The sequence below is a fragment of the Bacteroidetes bacterium GWF2_43_63 genome (assembly GCA_001769275.1).
Classification (GTDB): Bacteria; Bacteroidota; Bacteroidia; order Bacteroidales; family DTU049; genus GWF2-43-63.
Map to the genome: position 1 here is coordinate 12,752 of MEOQ01000038.1, position 19,445 is coordinate 32,196.

Below are 19,445 nucleotides of genomic sequence, written 5' to 3' on the forward strand. Positions count from 1 at the left end.
GTCGGCGAAAGCTGATGGGGATTTTTTTACGCGCAGGGCATGCAGCATATGGCTTGCGGTCTGCTGTGCTATCGCTCGCATATATTGGCTTTGTTGGACTGATCTAAGACATCTGTAAATAAACCAAAACAAACCTCAATCCCTGTCGGCAAAAGCTGATGGTGATTTTTATTTTAAAAATTATTGAAAGGCAATTTGATTTTTTTATTTTATCTTTGTCTAAGGGTGGGGGCTATTTGTTATGAAAAAGACATTGTTTATTGTGTTTTTATTATTGTTGTGCAGAGCAACTTTATTTGCTCAGCCTGTCAACGATGAGTGCACCGGAGCTGTTACACTTACCAATCTCAACAACTGGTGTTCCGCTACCGGAGCATATACAAATGTCAACGCCTCAGCAACTCTTGCATCCTTACCCTCGTGCTGGACCGGAAGTCTGCCCAGTAACGATGTATGGTTTGCTTTTACCGCCATTGGAGCGGCCATGAATATCGCAGTGGAAGGGGCCGGTGTCGGTGGAACCCTGAACCAGCCACAGATTGCCGTTTTCACCGGGGTATGCGATCCTTTCAACATGTATGAAGTTGGATGCACCCAGTTTACATCAACCAATAATGGATATGCGAATCTTTATATTTCGGGGCTGACCATAGGCCAGCTGTATTACATTGCTATCGATGGATGCAACAGCTATACCGGCACATTCAGGCTTTGCGTTAACAACTTTGATCCTCCCTCTGCTCCTGGCCAGGATTGTGCTACCGGGGCATTTTTATGTAACAAAAACACCATAACACAGCAATCACTTTTTGGATCAGGGATTTATGAAACAGCCGGCACCTGCCTCGATGATCCATATACCGGACCGACTGATAAAAACTCTGTATGGTTTAAATGGGTTTGCGCAACGGCAGGAACCATTACTTTTTCAATCGATCCGCTCATTCCAGCCGATGATATTGATTGGGTTTTTTATCAACTGCCGGGCGGCAACTGTGCCAGCAGAGTGAATCTGCGATGCAATTCAAGCAGTTGTGTTGGAGCCACGGGACTTATGACAGGTGCATCCAATATTTCCGTCGATCCGGGTTGTAATGGAATCACAAACGAACTCTGGTGCTCTCCGGTGTCTATGGTGGTCGGCAACACCTATGGATTGCTGGTAAACAACTGGACGGATGCTTCAGTAGGCCTGAATAATGGATTCACTCTAACCTTTGGGGGTATAGGAACCTTTGTGGGCCCGGTTTCAAATTTTACAATCACCCCGGCTGGACCATACTGCACGGGCGACAGTATTGTGTTTACCGATGCATCAACGGGTGGCGGAACAAACTATCAGTGGACATTTGGGCAGGATGCCAGTATAGCATCGGCCAATACAATCGGGCCACACACGGTCACTTATTCAACACCGGGCACTAAAACAATCGTTCTCACGGTCGATAACGGCACCTGCAACGATGTTTCGTATCAAAGCATTGACATTATCTATTGTTGCCTGCAGCCTGAAATAGTGACTCAACCACAGGATGTAGCCATTTGCAGCCAGCCCCAGCACACATTTTCGGTCACAGCAACCAGCAATAGCGGAGGCCCGCTGACTTATCAGTGGCAGTTCAATGGTGTTGATATTTCCGGAGCCACATCGTCGACTTATACGGTATCTCCGATATCATCGGCCGATGCCGGTAATTACACGTGTATTGTGAGTGATGCCAGCTGCGAGATTACCTCGGATATTGCGGTGCTGAGTTTTGGTACAGGCGACTCGGTGGCTTTTTCGGCCGATCCGGTGACTGGTTGTAAACCACTCCCGGTGAACTTTACCGATCTGACAGCAGGATCCATTGTGAACTGGGAATGGGATTTCGGCGACATGTCTTCCGGCACGAACACCAGCGCACTTCAGAATCCAAATCACACTTACAGTCACTCCGGCCTGTTCGACGTTACCCTAACGGTCACCAATGACCAGGGTTGTGTTTCAACCGTTACTATTCCGGATATAATTTCGGTGGAAAAATCGCCCGATATCGATTTCTATTGCAGTCCACCTTCGGTTTACGAGGATGAACCTTTGGTTTCATTTGTCAATAACACAACCGACGCCCTGTATTACGTCTGGGATTTTAATGATATTGGAAGTCCGGGGACTTCTACCGATTACAGTCCGGTGCATTCTTTTTCAGGAACCGGCACCTATCACGTCTGGCTTTATGCTGAGAATGAAACAGGTTGTAAAGATTCATCCTATTGCACGGTCGAAGTTCTTCCCTTGTTCACTTGCTATATTCCGGATGCATTCAGCCCGAACGGTGATGGCATCAATGACTTTTTTATGCCTTATGGTGCTGGTTGGGACTTATCATCGTACCTTCTGGTCATTTACTCCCGTTGGGGCGAACTGGTGTTCCGGACAACAGACATCAATCAGGCATGGGATGGAAAGCTGCCGGGGAATTCCAACAGCAAACCTCAGAATGTATATTCTTATATGCTTGAGCTGAAAGACCTGTCTGGTATTACCCGCCGCTTCTATGGACGGGTTGTGCTGTTATTTTAACGGGTGATTTTATCTTTAATAATCGCAGGCAACGCCTCACTATTTACCATCACCGCAACAGTCTTTAGTAGAAAGTATTCCCGGTTCATGAGGATATAGCCTTTGTTGCGCCCGTATTCTCCCCAGGAATTTTTCACGAGATAATAAGTGTCGCCGTTGTATTTTTTCAATTTCCCGACCATATGCATCACGTGATCAACAGTGGTTTCATGATTGTCGAACATTTGCTGACGCAAGGTGTTATTGTCGGAATTTTTGTCAGAACTAATCAATGCAGTTCCAGCTTCAGCATTGAAAGTGGTTTCGCTCACATCGCCATCCCAGACCACACTGTAACCTTTCAGCAGAGCGCTGTCGCAAATCAATTCAAAAACATCGGGCGGAACGTTGTAGTATTGCTCCATGGCCCAGTTGAAGCGATCTTCGAGCACAAACCAGGTGTAATACGGATGATGCGTGTATGATGTAATGGTAATATATTTTTCCGGATCGAAATCAAAAGAGTCTCTGAAATCCGCAGCAGAACAAGGTTTTCCGTTGTGTGAAAATTTTTCAGGTGGAGTTCCGAGATGCACCGACAGGATGGAATCGACCACCAATTGCCAGTTTTCGGAAAGGGCAGGAGATTTCAAGTGTGCAATTTTTTGCATGTATCGAGCCATTGCGGTATCAAGCAATGCGTGATTGTGACCGTTTGAACCAAATGTGTAACCTCCGTATGCACTTTCAGGCATCATTCCAAATTCCCGCACAACATTCATTACATCGTGCATCTGGCCGCCGGGCGTAAAATAATTATTTCCGTGCATGCGGATGTGCATTTCGGCTTTGGCTTGTAATGCGTGATACGCAAAATACATTTCCGATAGATCGAATTCGCCGGAGCCTGTGCGCATCAATTCACTTTCAATAAAAGAGGTTGTGCCAAAACTCCAGCAGGTACTGCTCATCTGCTGGTCTTTAATGGGTGTATGCGGAATATAGGAAAGGGTATCGTACAGATTTTGTGACAGCACAAAAGCTGGCATCAATGATATAAAGGCAATTATGAAGCCCCGATTTAAAAGAGTCATATCAGAATCTGATTTTCAAAATTTCGAAATTATTTGTCATTATGAAAATCACCACATCAGTTTAAACGTATTTTCGCAGCCCTGTATTCCGATTTCAGCCGGCCACAATAAAACACTTCATTGTCATTCAAAACCCGGACTGTAGCAGGAGTTATTTTGCAGTTGACATCGGCGGGTAAAACATAGCGCGACACTTCGCCTTTTTCCGATATGCGAAGCAAAATATTGGAGCAATTGTCATCGCCTTTGTATATGGCTTTATTCTCGTTGCTCAGCGTATCATTTTGCGGGTTGTCGTTATACAAAACGTAAACTGAGCTCCCTGATACAAATGAGGCCATGCCAAGGTGCAAAGAGTTGTATGATTGCTGAATCTTTGGGATTTTTTTAAATTGGAGCACTTTGCCTTCAGGTGAAAATATTACAATCACTAAAGATCCTCTGTTGTATCCTTTGATGGTGCTGCCTGACCCAAGTTCCTTCCTGCATACATCTTCATCAATATAGTCAATTGTCTCATCATAGTTTTGTTCTGCAATAAATGCATAATTGCCGTTTGGCATAGGCAGCAGATTCCTGAATTCGTAGCTGAATAATCCTGTTGATTTGCCAGTGCACATTTCATTGGCAAATAATTCGGACGGGAACTCAGTGAGCACTGGTGAACGCAAAATATCCTTTTCTTTGTCGTATTCAACATATGCAACTCCTCTGGCTGCACATTGATTGTTCCCGTAAAACATTGTTACAGCACCACTTTTATTGTTTACATTGAAGGAAATATCAAAAAACACATGGTCTTCGAGCTCAATAGCTGTGCTGTGAGCACCATCTTCGTCGGAGCGGTAAACAGAGAAAGCGAGTTTATTTGTGCCGTCGAAATTGCTTAAATGAAGTCTGTACACGTTTCCTTCATTGTCAATCTGAAAATTATTCATATAGAGGTCTTGCTGGTCCCATTCCAGGCCATCCTGCGACCAAAGTAAATTCAAATCTGAGTCATAGCATGACAATTTTAGAATCGGGTTATCTGTGCAGGACACGCATTTGTTTATTACAGCGAATTTGCCTCTGTCCTCACTCACAATAACATTTTCAATTAACTCAGCTGATTTCATATCTGATGGGATAGTATACAGTTCCTTTCTATCTGATATTGTTTCGGACTTAACATCAAATATTTTCACATAGAGTCTGAATACTTTAACCGTTTGGTCATACTCTCCTAAGAACAAATAAATATTTTCGTTTATGTATTCGATGTTTTGTTGGTATCCAAGATCGTTTTCCATCAGATTAATGGTAATTCGCTTAATCAGATTCATATTGTTATCGAATCGATAACACAGATATCCCTTGTATGTAGCCGGAACAATGTAAACTTCTTCTCCATCAGGGAGAAGAAATGCTTTGGAATCATCGCCCGGGAATACAGATTTCACTTTAAATGTATTTCCACCAGTTGTTTTTATGTTTTCAGGCAGCTCCTGTCCCCACGCCAGCACAGGCATGATCATTATCAATAAAAATGCAATCTTTTTCATCATGATGGATAGGGTTTTTGTCAAAAGCAAATGTAAAAATTATTCAACTTGTTGTGTCTATTTGAGTTTATTTTATCAAATACCATAATCTTTCGACGTACCCGGAAATTATTTAATTAGCACTGATTCCGTGCTTATTGTTATGGTGCACAATAAAATAATTCATTGTCATTAGCCACTCCGGCATCAACCAAAATAAAAAAGAAAGAAATATCATTATTGGACTATCTGATATAACAGTTTGGTATTATATTTTACTTTCATACGAATGAATACAAGTTTAGTTTATTTGATTGTGATTTTTCCCACCAAATATTTAGCGCCATTAGTAACTGCGCCGTATATAATCTCAGAGTTTTTGTTTTCAACTTGCAAAGAGAAACTCATTCTTGAAGTTGCTGTTTCTGGCAAAATATACCTTGACATATCTCCATTTTCATTTACAATGGCAAGAACGTTCGAACAATTTTTGCTTCCTTTATATGCGAGCTGTGTGTTGGATCCCATACCTGTATTACCTGGGTTATCATTGAAAAGAAAATATATTGAAGAACCGTCTGAATATATACCTGACCCAATGAAAGTATCATATCCTGCTTGCTGAACTTTAGGAACTTTTACAAAATGAAGAATGTCGCCTTTTTGTGAAAAAATTGCAACGAAAAAAGATCCTCTGTTATAAACGCTCGAGGCATCTCCCTTGCCCTTTTCTTTAATACATCCATGTCTTACCCAGCCCTGTCCACTGTCATTAATGACAGATTGCTCTGCCACAAAGGCGTAATTGCCGTTTTTCAGTGGTATGAGTTTTCTGAAAGAATAACTGAAAAGTCCTTCCGCTTCTCCGTAGCACATTTCATTTAAAAGAACGCTGGAAGGGATTTCTGTAAACACGGGGTCATGCAGAAAATTGCGATTCTTATCATACTCGACGAAGACGATACCCTTGGCTATACACTCCGAATTGCCATAAAACATGGTGATTGCGCCATGTTTTTCATTTACATTAAACGAAATATCGAAGAAAGTGTAGTTATCCAAGTCCAGCGGAGTACTATGAGCACCGCTTTCATCGTCGGTGTAAACCGAAAGGGTAAGTTTGTTTTCGCCACCTGCTTTACTGATATGCAATCGATATATATTTCCGGCATCGTCAATCTGAAAGTTGTTAGAATATGTATCATTAACATCTAATTCCACATCAGTTTGCGACCACAGCAAATTCAATTCGGAATCATAACAGGATATTTGTATCAATTCTTTTTCTTTGGCGGATTCGCATCTCGTAATGACAGCAATTTTACTATTGTCTTTGCTGATAATAACATTCTGGTATGCTGAAGTTTTTTTATATACAAAGGGTACCGTAAACAAGTCAATTTCATGTATCAGGGTTTTAGATTCCACATTATAGATCTTTGTGTAATATCTCAATTTGGAGCCCGATTCAGTTACTTGAGCAAAAAACATATATACCTGATTATTTGCAAACAGGACGTTCGCTTTTCCGGCAAGGAAACTGTCTGATTCTCTCATGCTTGTCATACTAATCAGATTCATGTTATCATCGTACTGATGCCAATAAGGACCCCCTGGTTTTATTACAGCAGTTTCACCGTTGGGTAACGCATATGCTATTGGCTCATTTAAACCGGATATGGATATACTCAATACTGCTACATGTTTTTCGCCTCGGACAACCGAAATACTATCTGGAAGAGACTGAGCCCTTATCAGCGCAGGCATGATCATTATAAACAAAAATGCAATCTTTTTCATTTTATGGATTAGGGATTAGTCAAAAGCAAATGTAAAAATTATTCAACTTATCAAGATTGTTTAAATTTATTTTATTACATGGATTATTCTTTCGATGAATCTGAATTATTATATTATAAAAGCTGATTTATGCCTGGATTATATCATGGCAGGTGATTGCAAATCTTATTCAAACAAGGCATTAATGTAAATATTGTTTATATATTTGTTCAAAATCTATACGTATTATGAGAGCTATACTTTTATTATCACTTTTACTGTTGTCGATGCTCGTGTCAGCACAGGATTTCAACTCCTATCAGCCGATTCGATGCAGTGGTGAGATTCCAACTGAATTTTACAGCAGCGATTTGCTTGTAACAACGGCTGATGTTGGCAATATATCTCCCAATGCGAGTTACAAAGACATCAAAAGCAAAAAGGATTTTGTAAAATACTCGGATTTTTATCTTCGCTATTTACTCCGCAGTGGCGACCTTATGTTTGGTGACCCGCTCACGAATTATGTAAATAAAGTTGCTGATATTTTATTGAAAGATAAACCCGAAATTCGTGAAAAATTCAGATTTTATGTTTCCCGATATCCGGAAGTCAATGCGGCTTGTTTACCCAACGGAATTGTTATCGTGAACATTGGTCTGCTGGCGCAGCTTGAAAACGAGTCTCAGCTTGCTTTTGTGCTTGCACACGAAATTGTCCACTATGTAAAAAGACACGGCATTGATGCTTATGTTGAGCAAAACCGTATTCGTCGCAACGCAGGTGAATATCGCAGTGTGCAAAAGTCTGATCGCCTGTTTGCCATGCTGCAATACCAGAAAGATCTGGAATTTGTGGCTGATGAATCGGGCTTCCATGATTATTTCGCATCATCGGGTTATAAATTATCTGAAGCAGAGGCCGTCTGTGATGTTTTACTTTACAGCGATTTTCCCGTTGACGAAATTCCTGTTTCGCGTAGCCATTTCGAAGATGAGTGGTTTCGCATACCTGATAAATGCTGGCTCGACACGGTTGGTCTTATTACGGCTGTTGAAGATTTTGATGATGAAAAACTCACACACCCGAATATTAAAAAACGTCGTGAAAAACTCAGCAATCTTCTTACAGAGTACGATGATAATGGCCACTACTTTGTTTTGCCACAGGAGGAGTTCAACAGTATGCGCGAAACTGCGCGTTTTGAGCTGGTGCAGCTGTATCTGACCGATCGTAAATATGTTGACGCTTTGTATCTCGTTCATGTATTGCAACAAAAGCATCCGGAGAGCTTATACCTCAACAGTGCAAAAGCCAAGTCATACTATGGACTGATGCGCCTGAAAAATGAAAAAAGCAAAACAACCGCAATTCGTTCTTCAACCAAGATCAAGGGCGAGAGTCAACGGTTGTTTCATATGTTTAAAAACTTTTCCAACAAAGAACTTGTTACAGTTTGTGCACGCGAAATTTGGAAAACGCATCTTGTCGATCCGTCAAACAATGAAATTACGAGTATGGCAAGTGCTACCATGAGCGATTTGTTGAACAATTGCAAGTTAACCGACGATTACTTTGCTTTCAAAGCGCCGATAGTTGAGGACACAGTAACTCAAACAGCAGTTCCAGACTCATCTGCATCGAAGTACGACAAGATAAAACAGAATCAGAAAAAAGCATTGCAGAAAGATAATTTCACGTATGCATTTTTGAGTTTTGCGGAGGATAAAGAATTCAGACGCATTTTCAATGAAGCATCAGACTTGCCCGAGGTTGAAGAAAAAGAATATAAGAAAAAGAAGAAAAATTTCGAATTCAAAGACTCGCTTTTTACAGGCACAAAAAAAATAATGGTTTTTGATCCCACGTACATGCGCGTGACTGAAAGCAAAAAAAGTGGCGAGCGATTTTTAGCTACAACAAAATATGAAACCACTTTTGTTGAAATGGTTACTGAAGCGGCAAAACTCAAGAACATTGACGTGTCGCTTCTTGATGTAAGTGCCATGAATAACGGGAACGTGGACCTCTATAACGAATTTCAGCTGATTCAATCGTGGGTGAATGAACTGCCGGAAGACGATGAAAGCGGAAAGAGTTTTATTAGTTCGAATCAGGAATATCTGAATCAGCTGGCCGATGATGAAGGCACAAATTACATTGGCTTTACCGGTATTTATTCACTCAGGGCTAAAAGAGAATTTCATATCTGGATGGCTTATGGTCTGGTTATTCCTCCCTTATATCCTGTATTGGCGGTCTATTTACTTTCACCCAAATACGAGACGCTTTACTACTTTTATTTGTACGATGTGCGCACAGGCAATAGAGTCTACACCGAAGTATCACTGGTAAAAAGCCGTGATTACAAATACACGGTGAAGAACATGATTTATTCAACATTGAACAGAATTAATACTTCAGCAAAATGAAAAAAAACATAATTCTTCTTTTCATAATGGTGCTCGCTTTTCAAGGTTATACGCAGGTTTCAGGATACCTCGGCAGCAGAATATTTCTAAGTGTTAACGGATCGCTGACCCCTGATTATAAAACTTATTTTTTTGATAATCGTTACGATAGCAGGTTCAAAATCAGAACTCCCTTTTCTGCTGATCTGAATTTTGTTGCAAGCGATAATTTGTCTCTTGGAACTAAATTTTCGTTTGGTAAATCCTCCGGCAATTTTACCAGCGTGACTTACGATGACAATTACTTTTATTCAGGAATTGCCGATTATCAAACAAAATTCTTCAGTATTTTTGTTGAAGGTCATCGGCGTTCTTCCTATTCCGTTATCGACAATTATTATCGCGTTGGTCTCTGCATGGCTTCGCTGAAAAACACGGAATATCCCTACACTGCTGTCAGTTCATATTATTCGAATCTTGTTTCGTGTGATTTTCCTGAGACGGCAAAAGTATTTGCTTTGGGACAGAAAACGTCTATGTTTGGCATCTATTATGAATTCGGCAACAGAGTTCCTTTGTCAAATCATTTGCTTTTTTTGTATAGTCTGTCCGGCTATGTTTTCCCGGATCGCGGAACAATATATACAGACGCCAATTATGTGCGTGTAAGTAATTCTTCCAGCAACACCTTTATCCGTGACTTGGGTAAGAGAAGGGTTGCCAATTCGAATATGTTCAATCTGAATTTCGGCCTCACATGGGCGTTTTGATGTTGCTTAAATAAATTGCATTTTTAATATCTTTGTTCCTGACTGATGCATTTTTACATGAACAAAGCCACTATCGTTTCCTTTCTGTTTTTGCTGTTTGCTTCGCATGTCTGGTCGCAATCAGAAAACATGCAGCTACGGCAAACCAATGTTGCCGGAAAAGATGTGATGGCCGACATGCCCTGGCGTATGCAGAAAAACGATGCCGGAGGTAGTTCAAACGGGCTTCCGGTGCTGGTTTGCATAAAAGACGCCAATGTGACCGGCGCTTATGCCGATGTTGTTTATATTGATATTTCCATTAAAAACGCCGATGATGCCTCATTCGGCAGTCCGCTGACTTTTGGTTCATATTCCGATTCGGCTTTTCTTTCTTTGTTCTCTTGCAAATCAACATCCGATGCGTCTTTTGGCGTACAGAATTTCGATGCGTCTCTTCCGGTGAAGGACAACGCACACACGATTCAGTTTACAGCTGATTATTCATCGCTGTTCGATATTCATTATTCCCGTGTGGATCAGGAATTCTGGTATTTTGTTTTTACCATTCCTGCCGAAAAACTGGCTGGGTATGACGATATTATCGACTTGAAAATATATTTCTCGCTCGACTGGGAGGATGATGACGAGCTGTATTTCCGGGTTTTCAGAAATGATGAATTGTTGCCTTCGTTGCCGGGATATCGCCGTGGCGATGTCCATTATCATACATTGTACACCAACAATTCGGCTGAGTATGGTTGTCCACTTGAAGCAACAAAAAAAATGGGGGAATACATCGGTCTCGACTGGATAGCTTCAACAAATCATTCATGCGATTACGATAACTACGGAGCCGGAATCCTACAAAACTGGACAAGAGAAAAGAATGAAATCCAGACGCTGAATTCGCTCGACTCTTCTTTGATTCTTTTGCATGCACTCGAGGCTTCGGTGGTCAACACCAACGATAACGTTGTCCATCTTCTTTGTTATCCAGATCCCGCAAACCCGCTCTCATTGCCATATATCGGTGATGGAAACGGTGATCTTTCTTCCACTGATGTTTCAATTGATAATGCTTTGAATTCACTGCAGCTATGTAACGGATTCGCTTATGCAGCTCATCCCTTTGCCGCGGGCGACAAGCTGTCAGCCCTGATTGACGGTGGTATCTGGAATCTGAATGATGCTGCATTTCCCGCCAACGGAGCTTCAATGCCCGGACACGATGTGGTTGTCTGTAATGATTTGTCTGTCGCATCTGACCTTTATTCAGACAATGCTTCAGCGTTATTTGAAAATTATTTGCTGGGCGGACAGATATGGAATTACCGTAATTCGATGTACACCACCGATGAATCATTCAATCCCTGGGATGTTTTGTATGACAGCGGTACTGATGTGTTTGTGCCGTACGACACAACAAATATCACGGAACATTTTAACCGGCTTCTGCCGGGGATTGAGGTTTCAAAATTCCTTTGGCGGAAAGGACTTCAACTGAAAAACTCCAACAACAATCTGCAGTATTACCGTTTTTTCATTTCGGCCGGCACCGATGCTCATGGTGATTTCAATTACTGCAACACCAATTTCGTGTATGGCGTAACAGGCGATATCAGTGATAACGCACTGGGAAAACTTACCACGCTTGCCTATTGTCCGGCGGGGCAGGGGGCCGATGGGGAGAATGTGCTTTCGGCCATGAAAAACGGCAACATCATTTTGTCTGATGGTCCTGTTGTGAGCATTTCGCTTGAACTGAATGGCTTGCCAGGCCCGGAGTTTGTTTGTGGTGATGAAGTATTGATGACCTATCCGCAATATGCATCAGCCGACATTATTCTCAATGCCGTTTCATCAGATGAGTTTGGTCGTCTCGATCATGTTCGTCTGATACTCGGAACCGAGGACGGTGAGACTTCAACAGACTTTGTTTTCAGCACACACACTACTTCAAAAGAAATTGTACTGTCGCTCGATTCATTGATTAATGCTGCCGGCAACATTGGCATGAATGAGTATTTTTATGTTCGGGCAGAGTTGACGACAGACAGGCAATATGGAGTTTTCAGTTCACTGCATGGAAAAACATCGGAAGTTTTCCGCTCATATACCAATCCGTTGTGGATAGTCAGACCTGACTCTGTATCCGGTTTTTCAGAGGATGTAGTATGGCAGTTGACTATTTATCCCATGCCGTTTTACGATAATTTTTATGTTGAATCTGTGAACACGGATGCTACTGATCTGCACGTCATTCTTACAGATGTTGCAGGAAAAATTATTATGGAAGAAAGAAGGATGGTGAATGCAGGTCATTCGAAACTGGCTTTCAGCCCGGTTTTACAGAACGGTATTTATTTCCTGACTATCGCAGACGGCAGCAAATCAGCGACACTGAAGTTACTGAAGGAATAGAGTTTTGTTCAGAAACAAAAATACGAAACAATGCCTCAAAAAAAGAAGCCCGTAACAAAACCATCTCCGAAAGCAAAGCCGGCAGCCGGGTCGGCGAAACCTTTCGCGCAGAATTTTCGCATGCAGGCACTGGTGATTTTCCTGTTTGCGTTTGCCTTGTATGCAAACACACTCGGACATCAGTATGCACTCGACGACGACCTGATGATTCGCGATAACAAATTCACCAAACAAGGATTTTCGGGCATTGGGAAAATACTCACAACCGATGCACTGGCCGGTGTTTTCGGCGAACAGAATTTATTGCAGGGCGGGCGATACAGGCCACTTTCGCAGATTTGTTTTGCCATAGAATATGAATTATTTGGTTTGAATCCTTTCATCGGGCACTTGATTAATGTGTTGCTTTATGGCTTGCTGTGCGTTGTTTTGTTCCATGTGCTGCGAAAAATATTTGCGGATTTCAAAACCGAAAAATGGTACTTCGGCCTGCCATTTCTTGTGACAGTGCTGTTTGCCGTGCATCCGCTGCATACCGAAGCAGTGGCAAATATCAAAGGCCGCGATGAAATAATGAGTCTGCTCGGTTCACTTGGATCGCTTTGGTTTGCGCTTAAATACTGCGAAAACAAGAAACCGCTGAATCTATTGTGGGCTGCATTGATCTTTATTCTTGCGCTGCTCTCCAAAGAAAATGCGTTAACGTTTATTGCTGTGATTCCGCTGACAATGTACTTTTTCAGTCACGCAAAAGGGAAAGATTATCTGTTGGTGAGTACGGTTCTCATTGCTGGTTTTGCACTGTATGCATTGATCCGTTACAACGCGCTCGGCTTTTTTATGAACAGCTACGAAGAAACGGAACTTTTCAATAATCCGTTTGCAGAGGCCACGGTTTCGCAGAAATATGCAACGATTGTATTTACATGGTTTCGCTATATTGGGCTAATCGTTTTCGGAAATCCGCTTACGCACGATTATTATCCCTATCAGGTTTCTTTGCACGAATGGAGCGACTTCCCCGTAATTCTTTCTTTAGTTATATATGCATTTCTTGCTGTTGTTGCCATTATAAAACTGAAAAGAAAATCACTCATTTCATTTGCCATTTTATTTTTCGCTGTAACATTTTCAATCCAGTCTAACTTATTGCTGAACATTGGAACATTCATGAATGAACGCTTCATGTTTGTTGCGCTCATTGGCTTTTGTGTGGTTGTTGCTGTGTTTTTTCGCCGTCTTTCAGGCGATGACCAAAGTGGGAAAAAAGTGTGGCCTCAGCTCGCATTATATTTATTTCTTTTTCTGATTGTGACTTTTTCTTCTCTGACAATCAACAGAAACAGAGCCTGGAAAAATTCCGAAACATTGTTTTTGACTGACGTGAAAACGTCGGTCAATAGTGCGCGGTGTAATTATCTGGCGGGTTTCACTTTGCTTGAAAAAGCGCGCAAAGAGTTGGATGCAGCAAAGAAAAATGAACTGTACAACCAATCAGCGTTATATCTTGAGCGTGGTTTGAAAATCTACGGAAAGAATACAAGCGCCCTTGGTAATCTGGGCGAAGTGTATATTGCACTTGGCCGGAATGATGAAGCTCGTGCCATGTACATGCGTGTCCTGGAGCTGATTCCAGATGATCAGGTTTCCATTGCTAATTTGCGTGTGATTGCAAATTTATATGTCAGAGAAAAGAGTTTTAATGAAGCAATACAATTGTTGAAAATGCTTGCTGATAAATCAGTGATCGATCCGGCCGATTATAATGCAATCGGAGAAATTTTCGGACGTAATTTGAATCAGCTTGACAGTGCAGAACTGTATTTTCAAAAGTCACTTGAAAGATATTCCGAATATGCACCGGCTCTCGAAAACATGGGGCTGATTCACGGAATGCGTGGTAATTATCAAAAGTCGCTTGAATACTTGCTTCTGGCATATCCGCTGGACTCAACCAATGTGGATTTGTTGCGCAATCTAAGCAGCACATATACCAATCTTGGAAACACGCAAAAAGCGGTGGAGATGAAACTGAAAGCAGAAGGTATCAGCGCGCCGTAGTTGCATGAGGCTGAGTTCTTCAAAAACAATAATCCAACTACGCGAATAGAAATATTAGTTAGGTTAAAACACCTGAAAAAATACCATCGTTTTCGAATTTGCTTTTGTTAATTCTGTTTTTTCAAATTATTTAAAGTTTCAATTTTGCCATCTGGCAGTGTTGATACAATTTGCCATTTGAAATTGTTGCCAATTTTTTCAGAATACTTCACATATAAACGCATGTTTCTAAATGTTAATGCTTTTTTTAAAAGCACATCCACGCTGGATTTCAGAAGCCCAAATCAGTATTTTGTCCCATAATTTTCATTCAATGAAAAACAGTTTTTTATTATTCATGTTTATTGGTGTTTTTTTTACGGGAATTGTGTCTGCGCAATCTCTTACGCCAATTGTTGTTGCTTCTTCCGGAGGATATTTTACATCAGGTTCCGGCTCCATTTCGGCTACAGTAGCTGAAATGACCATGGTTCAAACTTTTGAATCATCAGGTATTTTCTTAACTCAGGGTTTTCAGCAGATTGTAGAATCGTATACAGCTATTGAGGAAACCGCTGAAGATTTTGATGTTTTTCCCAATCCAACCAGCGGCAAATTCACTATTACCGTTGATGCAAAAGAGAGCGGTTCCGTTCGGATCAGGTTATATAATCTGCTCGGATTAATTGTTCATTCTGAAACTTTGGACGCCTCGGATGGCGACAATTTATTTGACTTCGACATCAGTGGATTCGATGTAGGTGTTTATCTGTTAGAGTTCACAGTGTCTAATTCAACCGGACAAATAGAAACCGGAACCGTGAAAATCAATCTCATTAATGACTAAAAATTACAATCATGAAAACGTTAAAAAAAATATTTGTGATCTTTTCTCTCCTCCTGATTACTGGTTTTGCTGTTGCTCAGTCGCCACAGGCATTCAATTATCAGGCTGTAGCCAGGAATGCGGCAGGAAATGTTTTGCCGGATCAGGCACTGGGCATCCGGGTTTCGATTCATCAGGGATCTGAAGCAGGCGATGTTGTTTATTCCGAAACGTTTGCCACAAGCACCAACGAATTCGGCCTTTTTAATTTATCTATTGGTACAGGAACTGTTGCCAGCGGCAATTTCAGCACCATCGACTGGGGTGACCATCAGTACTGGATGCAGGTTGAAGTTGATATGAATGGTGGAACAACATACACCGACATGGGGACCAGTCAGCTGTTGAGTGTGCCGTATGCCATGTATGCATCTAAATCAGTTTGGGAAAAAAATGGAGCAAGTGCAGTGTATATGGATGGCGGGGTTGGAATAGGCACTTTAACTCCAACTGCAACGCTCGATGTTGTGAGAAATAACACGATGACAAACAGCCAGATTTGGGTTAAACAACTTGGTACTGGAGATGCTTCGATTGGGTTTAACACACCTTCCGGATCATGGGGTATTGCCAACGATCAGGATGATTTCGGCAAACTAAAAATTGGCAATAACGCATTTGCAAGCAGTAGCCCTCAAATGACTTTTGATCAGAATGGTCATATTGGCATGGGCACGACAAATCCTTCAACACAAAGCAAATTGAATGTTGCTTCGCACAATCGTTATGCGGGGTATTTTACCACAGACAGTGTGAGCAGTTTCACTCAAGCAGTTCATGGAGAATACACGGGAACGAATTATGTTGATGCAATTGGTGTTTTCGGTCAGTCTCATCCGATTGATAATTATGGAATCGGCGGATACTTTGTTGGTGGATACAGAGGAGTTTATGGTTCTTCAATCGGCACAGGGGCTGCTTATTATTACGGTGTAAGAGGTATAGCCGAGTCGACCGGAGCTGGTCATACCTATGGGGTATACGGTTCAGCCACAACAGTGGGTGGTACTGCTTATGGTGTTTATTGCAGCGGCAATGGCGCCTACACTGGCACCTGGACTGATGTATCGGATGCAAAATTCAAAAGCAATGTAGCCGATTATAACGAAAATGCTCTCCTGAAAATCATGTTGCTGCGACCAGTCTCCTACACCATGAAAACAGCAGAGTATCCTTTTATGGGATTTGAACCCGGAACTCAGGTTGGCTTTATCGCTCAGGAGGTTAAAATTATTTTTCCAAACCTGGTTGAAAATGGTGCACATCCCGGCGAAAGCAAAGATGATCCGGCAATTGAATACGAGGGTCTGAACTATATTGGCATGATTCCGATTCTTGTGAAAGGAATGCAGGAACAACAAGCCGAAATTGAATTGCTCAAAGATGAAATTAAACTTCTTAAAAACAAGTAGTGAGCAAAAAGCGTAATCGATTTTCATAAGGAGAAGCGAAGGCTTCTCTTTTTTATTGAAGCACGAGGCGTTAAAACAGAGCCATGCTTTCTGAATGTTTATTTCGGACCCGGTTGTACTGCTTGTCACTTTGTTTTAAAGGACCAATGCTGTTTTACAGCGCTCAGGGAGCGCAAGTTCTATGTTCTATTTATTCGTTGTCCGTAATTCGCTTCAGAGATACTCACGCTGCCGTTCTGTTTTATTATACGGTATTAATTATTGTGTTAACAATCAGGAGAATACGCAAGCATTTCAATGCGTTAATCCTGACTTCAAACTCTTCGAGGATTAATATTTTTATTATTTTTGCTATCCCCCAAAAATGACAAATGTTGAATTGTTTTATTTCAGCTGAAAGTAGATATACCACGGTGAAACGTTGGTGCAAAGATCTGTTCGCATTTTTTCTCGTTGTTGGTCTTTACTTTTGCTTTTCAATAAATGGCGCTTTCGCTCAAAAAAGAATCGCCCCTGCATTAATACCTTCTCCACAAAAAACTGTATGGTCGGATGAATTTTATAAGCCGGCTAAAAACATCAGGATTGTCATAGATCAGCCCGGGAATGAGCTTGTTGTAAAACAGCTTCAGGAGATGATTCCAGACATTGTATCGGTTTTATCTGATGACAAAAATACGAGCCGTAATGTTGTAAAATTCAAAATTGATTCGTCATTGTTTTTTAAAACAAAAGGCATTGAATCTTACTCACTATCGGTGAAAAAAAACAGCATTGAAGTACGAGCCATACATCCTGCAGGATTTTTCAGAGCTGTGCAAACTTTGAAACAATTGCGTAGTGCAAATAGTGAAAAAGCATTTTTCAGATGCTGTGAAATCGTTGATTGGCCTGCGTTTCCGATGCGCGGGTTTATGCAGGATGTTGGCCGGAATTTCATGTCGGTTGAATTATTGAAAGAACAGATTGATGTCATGGCGGCGTATAAATACAATGTTTTTCATCTGCATCTGACCGATAATCCTGGCTGGAGGCTCGAAAGCAAATTGTATCCGGAGTTGAAGGATTCTGCCACGATGAGCCGTTGGCCTGGAAAATACTATACGCAAAAGGACTTTGTTGATTTGGTGAATTACTGCAACGACCGCTTCATTACTTTGATTCCGGAGTTCGATATTCCTGGTCACAGCGAGGCTTTTCGCAAGGCGTTTTCGATTGATTCAATGCGTGACCCGCGTGTGAAGCCGATTTTGAACAACCTCGTTTCAGAATTATGCGCATTGGTGCCTGTCGATAAAATGCCTTTTATTCATCTTGGAACCGACGAAGTCTGGAATTCATGGGAGCAGGGGAGTGCTGATTTACTTCCTTCATTGTTGCAAACTGCGAAATTATATAACCGCAAGATTGTTGTATGGCGGCCAGGCCAGCTGGTTTCAGGCGACTCAACTTCGATCACTCAACTGTGGTCTTCCAATGGATATCCGCTGCAAGGTCATTCATTTATTGATTCGAGATTAAATTATCTCAACCATCTCGATCCGTTTGCGGGTATGACTCAATTGTACTTCGACCGGATTTGCGGGGCTGCTAAGGGCGATTCCATGCGACTTGGCGGAATTTTATGCTGTTGGAACGATAATCTTGTTTCGGATGAAAGCGATATACTTCGCATGAATCCTGTATATCCGGGCATGCTGGTGTATAGCGAATCCGCATGGGCAGGTCAATCCGCTAATGATGGAGAAAAATACCTTGCAGTTCTGCCGGATCCGGAAACATGTGTTTATGAGGCTTTTCAGAACATGGAGTCCAGACTTTGCATTCACCGTGATTTGTATTTTCAAAACAAACCCTTTCCATACGTCAGGCAATCGCATATTCCGTGGAAACTCATCGGACCGTTTAACCACGGAGGCAATACCAAAGCTGCGTTTCCTGTCGAAGATTCAATTTCCGAAAGCTATGTTCACGAAGGGAAAACATATAATTGGTGGGGACCTGTGTTTGGCGGTACGATTTTTCCGAAACATTTTTTTGGATATCCGGCTCCGGTCGCAGAAAATGAAGGAACGATCTACGCGCTGACTTATGTTTATTCTCCCATCGATCAGGAACTCGACGCCTGGATCGGATTTCATGGCTGGTCGCGTTCCGGTGGCCGACGCGGCGGCCCGTTTCCCGAACAAGGACAATGGCACAATACAAATACAAAAATATGGATCAATGGAATCGAAATCGCACCTCCGATATGGAATAATCCGGGACTAGCAGCCAATAGCGAAGAAATTCCTTTTTCGGACGAAGATTATTTTTACAGAGCTCCATCGAAAATCGCGCTGAAAGCGGGCTGGAACAAGGTGCTGCTGAAAGTCCCTTTTGAAGCCACTTCCTGGAAATGGATGTTTACTTTTGTGCCTGTAAAACTTGACGGCATCAACGTTTCAGAAGTGGAAGGCTTGCTGTTTTCGCTGAAGCCAGGGTTGTAATTCCACGAACTGCGGAATGTTGCTTTTAGCTTCAATCCAACCTGAGTGCATTGTGAAGCAATCTCTCTGCGTTGGATTGTACATCAACAAAAC

Annotated in this window: 11 protein-coding genes; 8 read left to right on the plus strand and 3 right to left on the minus strand. The window is 41.8% G+C overall.

Features of this window, described 5'->3' with window-relative positions; all coding sequences use genetic code 11:
* Positions 1–241: 241 nt before the first annotated feature.
* On the plus strand, positions 242–2,566 hold the full coding sequence (locus tag A2W93_00205) for a hypothetical protein (GenBank protein ID OFY53828.1): 2,325 nt from the start codon (positions 242–244) through the stop codon (positions 2,564–2,566).
* Here A2W93_00205 and A2W93_00210 read toward each other — a convergent pair.
* The 3 genes from A2W93_00210 to A2W93_00220 form a co-directional block, all read right to left on the minus strand.
* A complete protein-coding gene (locus A2W93_00210) occupies positions 2,563–3,639 on the minus strand; it encodes a hypothetical protein (GenBank protein OFY53829.1) in 1,077 nt (358 codons plus the stop codon). The two genes, A2W93_00205 and A2W93_00210, sit on opposite strands and share 4 nt — an antisense overlap.
* A 56-nt stretch (positions 3,640–3,695) precedes the next feature.
* Entirely contained in the window at positions 3,696–5,186 is a 1,491-nt protein-coding gene (locus tag A2W93_00215) for a hypothetical protein (GenBank protein OFY53830.1), read from the minus strand.
* Positions 5,187–5,468: 282 nt separating this feature from the next.
* Entirely contained in the window at positions 5,469–6,962 is a 1,494-nt protein-coding gene (locus A2W93_00220) for a hypothetical protein (GenBank protein OFY53831.1), read from the minus strand.
* Positions 6,963–7,228: 266 nt separating this feature from the next.
* Here A2W93_00220 and A2W93_00225 point away from each other — a divergent pair, with 266 nt between their 5' ends.
* The 7 genes from A2W93_00225 (at position 7,229) to A2W93_00255 (ending at position 19,352) form a co-directional block, all read left to right on the plus strand.
* The gene (locus tag A2W93_00225) at positions 7,229–9,373 is read left to right on the plus strand and encodes a hypothetical protein (GenBank protein OFY53832.1); all 2,145 of its coding nucleotides are present in this window, start codon (positions 7,229–7,231) and stop codon (positions 9,371–9,373) included.
* The gene (locus A2W93_00230) at positions 9,370–10,122 is read left to right on the plus strand and encodes a hypothetical protein (protein OFY53833.1); all 753 of its coding nucleotides are present in this window, start codon (positions 9,370–9,372) and stop codon (positions 10,120–10,122) included. The genes A2W93_00225 and A2W93_00230 overlap by 4 nt, the downstream gene beginning before the upstream one ends.
* Positions 10,123–10,167: 45 nt before the next feature.
* Positions 10,168–12,525 carry a hypothetical protein gene (locus tag A2W93_00235; protein ID OFY53834.1) on the plus strand — a complete coding sequence of 786 codons (2,358 nt, stop codon included), beginning with the start codon at positions 10,168–10,170 and terminating at the stop codon, positions 12,523–12,525.
* A 30-nt stretch (positions 12,526–12,555) separates the two neighbouring features.
* On the plus strand, positions 12,556–14,586 hold the full coding sequence (locus A2W93_00240; GenBank protein ID OFY53835.1) for a hypothetical protein: 2,031 nt from the start codon (positions 12,556–12,558) through the stop codon (positions 14,584–14,586).
* A gap of 232 nt (positions 14,587–14,818) precedes the next feature.
* Positions 14,819–15,412, plus strand: coding sequence for a hypothetical protein (locus A2W93_00245; protein OFY53836.1), 594 nt, complete (start codon positions 14,819–14,821; stop codon positions 15,410–15,412).
* 11 nt (positions 15,413–15,423) lie between these two features.
* Positions 15,424–16,863, plus strand: coding sequence for a hypothetical protein (locus tag A2W93_00250; GenBank protein ID OFY53837.1), 1,440 nt, complete (start codon positions 15,424–15,426; stop codon positions 16,861–16,863).
* 371 nt (positions 16,864–17,234) lie between these two features.
* The gene (locus tag A2W93_00255; GenBank protein OFY53838.1) at positions 17,235–19,352 is read left to right on the plus strand and encodes a hypothetical protein; all 2,118 of its coding nucleotides are present in this window, start codon (positions 17,235–17,237) and stop codon (positions 19,350–19,352) included.
* Positions 19,353–19,445: the final 93 nt, after the last annotated feature.